This is a genomic window from Limnothrix sp. PR1529 (genome assembly GCF_002742025.1).
Taxonomy (GTDB): Bacteria; Cyanobacteriota; Cyanobacteriia; order CACIAM-69d; family CACIAM-69d; genus CACIAM-69d.
The window spans coordinates 1-2,830 of record NZ_LIRO01000136.1; the positions used below are offsets into that span (position 1 = coordinate 1).

The 2,830-nt window shown below is 59.3% G+C and carries 4 protein-coding genes; all 4 read left to right on the forward strand.

All coding sequences use genetic code 11. The features are described from left to right. Positions 1–1,395: CHAT domain-containing protein (locus tag AMR42_RS18710; RefSeq protein WP_143473183.1), on the forward strand; the 1,395-nt coding region annotated here is incomplete at its 5' end. A gap of 48 nt (positions 1,396–1,443) precedes the next feature. Further along, entirely contained in the window at positions 1,444–1,578 is a 135-nt protein-coding gene (locus AMR42_RS21440; protein ID WP_255407565.1) for a hypothetical protein, read from the forward strand. A 150-nt stretch (positions 1,579–1,728) separates the two neighbouring features. Continuing rightward, positions 1,729–2,523 carry a cyanoexosortase B system-associated protein gene (locus tag AMR42_RS18715; protein ID WP_143473184.1) on the forward strand — a complete coding sequence of 265 codons (795 nt, stop codon included), beginning with the start codon at positions 1,729–1,731 and terminating at the stop codon, positions 2,521–2,523. Positions 2,524–2,648: 125 nt separating this feature from the next. After that, positions 2,649–2,830, forward strand: a 182-nt coding sequence (locus AMR42_RS18720; protein WP_143473185.1) for a hypothetical protein, incomplete at its 3' end; no start/stop codon positions are given.

A 2,830-nucleotide genomic window follows, 5' to 3' on the forward strand; every position in this document is an offset into this window, starting at 1 on the left:
CCTTCTCCGAGTCCCACGCCCACGCCCGTTGTGGAGCCAGAAGCGGAGGGCGATCGCCCTGACCCGGAAGCGGGGCGCATCGTGCAGCAACGGCCCATGGGCAACGGGGGGCAATCGGGGGACAATTTGGCGGCCATTGAACAGGTGGCCCGTCGGCAAATTATTGACCACCTGAAAGGCGGCGCTTCGGATCGGGCGGCGGTGGAAATCGATCGACTCTATACCACCCTCACCAACGGCCATCTGGGTCGGGCCCTGAGCAACGATGTGCAAAGTTTTCCCGATCTTCAGGGCACGTTGCGCCGTTTGGAGTCCAAAACAGGCCTGAAACCGGCGATTTTGTATACCTTCGCTCGCCCTGAGCAGTTGGATGTGATTTTGGTGATTCCCGACGCACCACCGATCTATCGCGTGGTGCGCGAGGCCCCGCGCGATCGGGTTTTGAAGGCGGTGATTGATTTGCGAGCCGCCATCACCACCCCCGTTGCCCGCATCAGCAACACCTACCGCCCCCCGGCCGAGCAGCTATACCGCTGGATTGTGGGGCCCGTGGCCGAAGATTTGGTGCGCCATCAGGTGGACACGATCGCCTTTTCGATGGATCGCGGAATGCGATCGCTGCCCGTGTCCGTGTTGCACGATGGCCAGCAGTTTTTGATTGAGAAATACAGCGTTGGGTTAATTCCCAGCATCAACCTGACCGATACGCAGTTTGAACCCATTCGATCGGCCCCGGTGCTCAGTTTTGGGGCCTCGGAGTTCACGGATTTGCCGCCGTTGCCCGCCGTGCCGGTGGAACTGGCCACGATCCAACGGCTGATTCCCCGGGACAAAACCTTTCTGAATGAAGAGTTCAACTTAGAAAACCTGAAACGTCAGCGGCGATCGAACCCATTCCCGATTTTGCATCTGGCCACCCACGCGGATTTTCGGCCCGGCTCTCCCCAAGATTCCTTTGTGCGGTTATGGGATCGACGGTTAGCCGTCAGTGATTTGCGCTACTTGGGGTTGGGCAGTCCGCCCGTGGAATTGTTGGTGCTGAGCGCTTGTCGCACGGCGATCGGGGATGAGTCGGCGGAGTTGGGATTTGCGGGCTTTGCGGTGGATGCGGGGGTGAAATCCGTGGTGGCTAGTCTCTGGTATGTGAGTGATGAGGGAACCTTGGGGCTGATGGCGGGGTTCTATGATGCCCTGCGATCGGCTCCCATCAAAGCGGAAGCCCTGCGCCGGGCCCAAATTGCCATGTTGCGGGGGCAAACCCGAGCCGAAGATGGGCGCTTGGTGTTTCCCGGTGGCGTTGTCGATTTGCCGCCGGAGTCGAGCAAGTTAGCGACTTTTTCCCTAGCTCACCCCTACTATTGGGCCAGCTTCACCACGATTGGCAGTCCTTGGTAATTTGCGGTCATTTCATCGATTTCAAATCGATCCCGAATCGATCTCCAGATGGGTCGATCGATTCCCCGGGCGATCGCGTTGCCCTTGGCGGCCACCAGTCCCAGCCCGCTATCCTGGCGAGAGGATTGGCCTGCGGATCAGCTAATCGTGGTGCATCTGTTGCTGTTTGGGTTCTTGTTGTAGTCGGTGTTTTGAGCTTTGCTTTGGTTTTTTGTTTGATTGCTTTCGTTTGATTGCTTTCGTTTGATTGCTTTCGTTTGATTGCTTTCGTTTGATTGCTTTCGTTTGATTTTTGCTTTTGAGCCTGTCCTTGCCCGCCGTTGCTGTTCTCCCATGACCGACTCTTCCACTTCGGACTCGCAACCCGCCCCCGCTCAAAATTTCTGGGGCCGCCACCGCTCCAAATTGCTAACCCTGGGCCTGTTGGGGGCGATCGCCCTAGGATCCTTGCCGGGTTATGTGGCGGGCGGGGCCTGGCGCTGGCAACGGGCCGGCACCCCCAGCCAACTGAAAACCCTGCGGCAGTTACCCAAACAGGGTTTAGCCATCCCCGGTTGGCAAACCCAACCCATTAGCCAGCGCAGTTTGGGCGGTGAACAGTGGCTTTGGCAGCCGATCGAGCGAGTGCGGCCCCCAGGCCCGGGCGCAACCCCCAACGCCGCAACCCAACGCGATCGCGCCGTGTTGTTGCTGATGCCCATGAAGCGTGGGCGCGATCGACCCCAAGTGGAATGGACCGCTCTCGACTCCGGCAACTGGCTGGGCGATGGCCTGCAAACAGACTCAGAACAGACCTTGACCCTGGCCCCGGCGGGCCTGCCGCCCTTTCGGGCCCGGCTGGCGCGGCTTTGGACCAGTCAGCACCAAACCTATTTCCTGCTGTCCTGGTATGCCTGGCCCCAAGGGGGCGACCCGGCCCCCAGCCAATGGTTTTGGCGTGATCAACTGGCCCAATGGCAACAGGGCCACACCCCTTGGGTAGCGGTCAGTTTGCTGTTGCCTACGGATAAGCCCTTGGATGAGTGGGATCAGAACTATCAAGCCCGCTTAACTGACCTGGCGCAACAGGTGCAGCAAGTTCTGCTGACGGGGCCGCTGAAACCCGTCCCCCCCAAGGTCGATCGCTAGCGCCGATCGCGAATTGCTGCATGGCTCAATCGGGATGGCATTGCTGCCCTTTGCCCCTGATTGAATTCTGCTGACTGGATGCTTTGGATGCCGCTGATTCTGCCGTTGCTGCCCTTTTCTGTCCTATGGCCCGTTCCTCCCTGCCCGCCTTGACCTTGGCCCTCAGCCGTTGTTTACCGATCGTCCTGCTCAGTAGTCAGGCGATCGCCGTCTTGGCCCAAACGCCTCGCCAGGGAGGGAATGGCTCAGGTTTAGATCAACCTATCAATCAGCCCGTCAATCAACCTATCAATCAGCCCGTCAATCA

What these genes read in the sequence shown, in the direction of transcription:
- AMR42_RS18715 (WP_143473184.1), top strand. Translation starts at nt 1,729, where the DNA reads ATGACCGACTCTTCCACTTCGGACTCGCAACCCGCCCCCGCTCAAAAT.
- AMR42_RS21440 (WP_255407565.1), top strand. Translation starts at nt 1,444, where the DNA reads ATGGGTCGATCGATTCCCCGGGCGATCGCGTTGCCCTTGGCGGCCACC.